At 68.7% G+C, this 5,526-nt stretch carries 8 protein-coding genes; 2 read left to right on the top strand and 6 right to left on the bottom strand.

Annotation, left to right across the window (positions count from 1 at the left end; all coding sequences use genetic code 11):
* Nucleotides 1-9: 9 nt before the first annotated feature.
* From E1200_RS30885 to E1200_RS30860, 6 genes are all read right to left on the bottom strand, one after another.
* Nucleotides 10-810, bottom strand: a complete 801-nt coding sequence (locus E1200_RS30885; protein WP_131955778.1) for a VOC family protein — start codon at nucleotides 808-810, stop codon at nucleotides 10-12.
* A 121-nt stretch (nucleotides 811-931) separates the two neighbouring features.
* On the bottom strand, nucleotides 932-1,903 hold the full coding sequence (locus E1200_RS30880) for a DUF5954 family protein (protein WP_243708981.1): 972 nt from the start codon (nucleotides 1,901-1,903) through the stop codon (nucleotides 932-934).
* Nucleotides 1,904-1,994: 91 nt separating this feature from the next.
* Nucleotides 1,995-3,248: an alpha/beta hydrolase family protein gene (locus E1200_RS30875; RefSeq protein ID WP_165950534.1), complete on the bottom strand. Its 1,254-nt coding sequence runs from the start codon at nucleotides 3,246-3,248 to the stop codon at nucleotides 1,995-1,997.
* Nucleotides 3,249-3,396: 148 nt separating this feature from the next.
* The gene (locus E1200_RS30870; RefSeq protein ID WP_131955772.1) at nucleotides 3,397-3,618 is read right to left on the bottom strand and encodes a hypothetical protein; all 222 of its coding nucleotides are present in this window, start codon (nucleotides 3,616-3,618) and stop codon (nucleotides 3,397-3,399) included.
* Entirely contained in the window at nucleotides 3,615-3,929 is a 315-nt protein-coding gene (locus E1200_RS30865) for a hypothetical protein (protein WP_131955770.1), read from the bottom strand. Before E1200_RS30865 ends, E1200_RS30870 begins: the two co-directional genes overlap by 4 nt.
* Nucleotides 3,926-4,126, bottom strand: coding sequence for a hypothetical protein (locus E1200_RS30860; protein ID WP_131955768.1), 201 nt, complete (start codon nucleotides 4,124-4,126; stop codon nucleotides 3,926-3,928). The genes E1200_RS30865 and E1200_RS30860 overlap by 4 nt, the downstream gene beginning before the upstream one ends.
* Before the next feature lie 210 nt (nucleotides 4,127-4,336).
* Between E1200_RS30860 and E1200_RS30855 the strand changes: the two genes are divergently transcribed.
* Nucleotides 4,337-5,134, top strand: coding sequence for a helix-turn-helix transcriptional regulator (locus E1200_RS30855; RefSeq protein WP_131955766.1), 798 nt, complete (start codon nucleotides 4,337-4,339; stop codon nucleotides 5,132-5,134).
* Complete coding sequence (locus E1200_RS30850) at nucleotides 5,131-5,454, top strand: DUF397 domain-containing protein (protein ID WP_243708979.1); 324 nt, start codon at nucleotides 5,131-5,133, stop codon at nucleotides 5,452-5,454. Before E1200_RS30855 ends, E1200_RS30850 begins: the two co-directional genes overlap by 4 nt.
* The last annotated feature ends 72 nt before the right edge of the window (nucleotides 5,455-5,526 follow it).

Genomic DNA, 5,526 nt, shown 5'->3' with positions numbered 1-5,526 from the left:
GTTGAGGGGTCAGGGGGCCAGTTTCGCCGCCTGCAGGTCGGCGTAGACCGGGGTGACGACGGCCAGGCGGGCGCCCCCGGGGTCGCTCATGATGGCGAGGCGGCCGGTCTCGATGGTGACCGGGGGGACGTGGATCCGCGCGCCCAGCTCGGCCGCCCGCGCGACGGCGGCGTCGCAGTCGGAGACCCAGAAGTAGGGCATCCAGTGGGAGAAGACGTCGGGCGCCCACCGCTGCTGCGGGGCGACCATGCCCGCCACGGACCGTTCACCGACCTTGAACTCGACGTAGGGCCGCCCGTAGTAGGTGCGGTCGACGGGCTTCCAGCCGAACACGTGGCTGTAGAAGCCGCGGCCCGCGTCGGGGTCGGGGGACGACACCTCCGCCCAGCACATCGCGGACGCCTCGTCGACGACTCCGGCGCCCTTGAGGTCGTAGGGCAGCCACAGGCCGAAGTCGGCGCCCTGGGGGTCGGACGCCTGGGCCAGCCGGCCGAGGTGGGCGACGTCCAGGGGTTCGACGAGCACCCGCCCGCCGGCCTCGCGGACGAGGTCGAGCGACGCGACGGGGTCATCGGTGCGGAAGTAGACGGTCCAGGACGACGGCATCGAGTCGTCGATGAGCTGGTACATGCCGCCGATCTCCGGCCCCTGGACGTCGCCGAGGACGAACATCTCGTACTCCCCGATGTGGTCCAGCGTCAGCGTGTAGGCGTACCAATTGAACACTTCGCAGTAGAAGTGCTTGGACATCTCCAGGTCCGGGCTGGCCAGTTCCACCCATGTCGGGTAGCCAGGCTGATACTCCGTCACCCTGGGCATGGCACGCCTTTCGCAGCTCGCATCCCTTCACGCTAGGCAGGCGTGCGCAATAACCGGTGTCGGAAACCGCCAAGCCCCTTTCAATGTTTCAGATGGTGCCCGCGGGGCTTCCTCACTGGTCGTCGTCGGCGGGGCCGGTGCAGCGGAACTCCCCGGACTCGCTGCGGTGGTCGTCGGGGTCGCGGTCGGACGGCCGCGGCGTCTCGGGGCCGTCCGGCCCGGTGCGGACGACGTACTCGACGCGGACGACGCGGAACAGCCGCCCGAGCACGGTCACCTCGGCGCGGCACGTCCCGTCCCGGAGGAGTGCGGCGGCGGCGCGGTACTCGGCGAGGACGGCCGGGGAGGGCCGCAGCATCTTCGGCACGAGCATGTCGAAGTAGGCGGCGAGGTGGTCGCGGACGCGGGCGGGGCTGTGCAGGAACGGGCCGTGCGGCGGCCACGTCCCGTTCTCCCGCTCGGCGGCGGCGAACCGCGTGGCGAGGCGGACGACGCCGGGGTGGGTCGCGAGCGCGCGGCGGGCGTCGCGGGTGACCTCGGCCGGGACGCCGGGCCCGCCGGGGACGTGCTCGCCGACCAGTTCCGCGCCGCTCATCGGCCGCGCGGGCGGCAGCAGGCCGTGGTCGAACCGGGCGGGGTCGCGGCGGGTGCGGGGCTCGGGCAGGTCGTCGGGGTCGGTGGGGCGCGGCGGCTCGGGGCCGTCCATGCCGAACCGGCAGAACCGGTCGGCGCGGATGACGCGGAACACCCGCCCGGCGGCCGTCACCTCGTCGAGATGCCCCTGTTCGAGGAGTTCGGCCCCCTCGAAGAAGGACGCGCGGTCGGCCCCGGTGGCGTGGAACCGCGCCATGTTCCGGAACCACCACGCGAGGGAGTCGCGGGCGTCCTGTGGGGACATCCGTTCCATTCCCGACATCATCCAACCGCCGGGGACCCGTTCCACCACCCCGTACGTCGAGCCGTACCAGAGCACGACGGGGTGAGTCCGCCGTGCGAGTTCGTCGCCGACCCAGGGCGGGCGCGCCGTGGCCGACAGGGATGGGGGGAGGTCACCGGCTAGAGCCGCACCATCGCTTCCTGCCATGCCCTCCATGGTCACAGGGACGGCGGGGCGCCGGGCGCGATTCGGCGATCTCGCTCGCCGGGCGTGGCGCGGGGCACGTGGATCGGCGGGTTCAGGACTTGCGCGCCCCGATGGAGGCCGCGATCGCGGGCCAGCTGCGCTTCAGCTCGCGCTTCCAGTACTTCCAGTTGTGCATGCCCGGCCCGTACAGGTTCGCGGTGACGGACACGCCCGACCGCTTGGCGGCGGCGACGAAGTTCTCGGCCATCACGCCGGAGAGCTGCTCGCCGATCCGGCCCGCGTGGTGCGGCGGCGTCTCCGGGTTGTCGTACGGCCCCGGCTCGCCGTTGCCGGACGAGACGTACACGCCGATGCCCTTGAGCTTGGCCACGTTGACCGTCGCGTCGTGGTCCTGCCAGTTGCCCCGCGCGGTGATCGGGTCGCCCCAGATCGAGGTGCCCGACTCCCGGTTCATGGCCGTGAGGATCGCCGGCATGCCCGGTGCGCTGATATTGAGGGCGCCGCTGTAGGACGCCGCGTACTTGAACGTCCCGCGGTGCCGCTCGGCGTAGATCATTGCGCCCTGCCCGCCGGACGACAGGCCGATCGCGGCGCGGGACGCCCCGGCGCGGAAGTTGCGCTCCATCAGCGGCATGACCTCGCCCATGTGGAAGGTCTCCCACTGCGGGATGCCGCCCCTGCCGCCGTTGTACCAGTTGGCGTAGGAGCCGTTCCAGCCGCCCTCGGGCATCACGACCATCGCGTTGTACGGGCCGATCACCTGCTCGATGTCGGAGTCCTTCGTCCAGGACGTGTAGTTGTTGTTGCCGCCGTGGAACGCGTACACGGTCGGCCACGTCTTGCTGGAGTTCGCGCTCCACCCCTTCGGGACCATCACGCGCGTCTTCACCTTCGCGCCGAGCGCGGGGGACGCGATCTCGACGTCGAAGATCCGCGAGTTGATCTTCTTGACGCCGGTGATGGTGGCGCCGTTGGGCGCCTTGGCGTACTTGCCGGACCCGACGCCGTCGGGCAGCTTCGGCTTCGTGCCGCGCTTGCGGGCGTTGGTGTCGGGGTCGTTGGGCGCGGGGGCGCCGCCGCCCGTGCGGAACGGGTTGGTGCCCGTCGGCACGTCGGGCAGCTTGACCGGCTTCGCCGACTTCGTCGGCGAAGGGAGGGCGCCCGGCGCGGACGGCTGCGCGGCGGGGCCGAAGGAGGGTACGGGCTCGGAGTCGCCGACGGCGTCCGACAGTTTCTTCGGGACGCCCACGCCGGCCTGCGCGAGGCCGACCATGACGGCGGGCAGCAGCACGGCCGCCGCCGCGGTGCCCGCGATGGCGATCTTCCTGTCGGTACGCTTCTTCATGGACTCCCCAGACGGCCCGGGCCACGGCGGCCCGACGCTCCCATCCATACGCCCGACGAAGCTACTGTCCCCGTCGTCCCACCCGCAAGTATTGGGCATTGAATGCAATAAAGGCGAGATATCCCGTCATCTCCCCGCCGGATCGCCGTCAGGAACGGCCGTCCGCCCCGGCCGACCGGCCCGTCAACTCCAGGAGGCGCCGGCGGAGGACGTGGCCGTCCGTCGCCCGGATGAACACGTCGCCCCGGACCGCCATCCAGATGGGACGGTCCGGATCGGCGATGATCCCGAACGACGGGAACTCGCGCCTCAGCTGGGCGAGGTAGGCCGACGTGCCGGGGCGCCACGCCCCATAGGCCGAGTCGTTCACGCGGGGGCTCCCAGATACCCCTTGATCATCACCAGGGCGTCGGTGATGCGCTCGGACTCGGCGATGGGCTGCTGCCACGAGGTGAAGTACCAGTAGCGATTCCCGTCCGCTGCGTGCGGACGGCAGCTGATCGTGTCGCCCGCGACCCCTCGGGCCCCGCAGCATGTGCGCGCGGTGGACGTCGTGTTCCGCACGACCAGTCCCCCGGCCACGTGGTGGGTCGTGAAGCCGTGGGCCTTGAGGTGCATCTCGAGCGCCTTCAGCCGCACGTACGACTCGACGGCCGGTGACTCGTGCTCGGGAACGCTCACGGCCGCCTCCTCATGGACTCGGCCAGGGCGACCCGCTCGGCCAGCCGTGTCTGCGCATCGCAGAGAACCCACAGCTCGCCTTCGTCCTGGGCTCGCACCTCGTCCAGGCATCCGTTGAGCACCTGGTAGTCGGTCAGACCCACGAGCCGCTGCGCGCGGAGCCCGCCGTCCAATCGCTCACCTTGCCAATCGGACATCAAGGGCAATTGCCCTGTCTTCTGAGAATTGTTCGATACTGGCCTCTTTGCCATCTCATGGACCTCGTTGTCTGTCGTTGCGCCGAAAAGCTTGCGAACAGCATTGGGGTCCGAGTTAAAGTGCGCCAGTGACCGCGCAACAGCGGCGGTCAAGTCGAGCCAAGATCAACTCAACCAGTCCCCCGCTGGTTTACCCCCCGGAGGCAGCAAATGGGCGAGAATCGAGCACGCGTCTTCTTCGGAACAGAACTCCGCCGCCTGCGGGACGGGTCCGGGCTGACCGGGAAGGGCCTCGCTGACGCACTCGGCTGCACACCGCAGTGGATCAGCACGATGGAGAGTGGACGCAAGGTCTCCGAACAGAGCGCACTCGACCTCGACACGTACTTCAAGACAGGCGGCCACTTTTACCGCCTGTGGAAACTGGTTAATGAGGTCGAGGTCCAGCACATTCTTCCGCCCGGCTTCCCGGAGTACCTTGAGTACGAGAAGAAGGCAACGTCCTATCGCATCTTCTGCGCACTACTCATCAACGGCCTATTCCAGACCGAGGACTACACGCGCTCCATCATCACCAGCACCGAGGGAGCCAACATCGCTGAGCTAACGACCAAGCGCATGGAGCGACAGGAAATCCTGAGACGCGATAATCCACCTCATACATGGCTCGTGGTGGATGAGGTTGCACTACGGCGCCCCATTGGCAGCCCGGATATAATGCGGGAGCAACTCGAGTTCTTGCTCGAAGCTTCCGAACGGATCAATACCATGATCCAGATTGTGCCCAACAGGTCCGGCTATCACGCTGGTCTTGAGGGTAGCTTCACCATCCTGGGCTTTGATGACAGGCCGAACCTTGCCTACACCGAGTCCGCGGGGGAAGGAATGTTGATCGCGAAACCTGCCAGAGTTCAAGACAAGGTCGTACGCTGGGATCTACTCCGAGGCTATGCGCTCCCCGTCGAGGAGTCGCGGGCCATGATCACAACGGTGATGGAGAGCCTATGAAGGACATGACCGGCGTCCACTGGCGAAAAAGCAGCCATAGCGGCCACAGCGGCGGCGACTGCGTTGAGGTGGCAAGTCTGTGGCGCAAGAGCAGCCACAGCGACCATGATGGCGGCGACTGCGTCGAAGTAGCAGGTCTCTGGCGCAAGAGCCGCTACAGCGGACACAGCGGCGGCGAGTGCGTTGAGGTGGCGGGCCTCTCTCCCGTGGTCGGTGTTCGGGACTCCCAGGATCCGGATGGGCCGAAACTGACCTTCAGTGCGTCGGCGTGGGCGGCGTTCACGCGCTCGGTCAAGAGCAGCGAGCACGATCTCGCCTGACCCTCCCGCTCGATCCCCGACGAGCCCCCGGCCGGATGCGGCCGGGGGCTCGTCGCGTTCACGCCCTCGCCG

The sequence above is a fragment of the Actinomadura sp. GC306 genome, from assembly GCF_004348665.1.
Lineage (GTDB): Bacteria > Actinomycetota > Actinomycetes > Streptosporangiales > Streptosporangiaceae > Spirillospora.
This window is presented reverse-complemented; position numbering and strand designations above follow the sequence as displayed.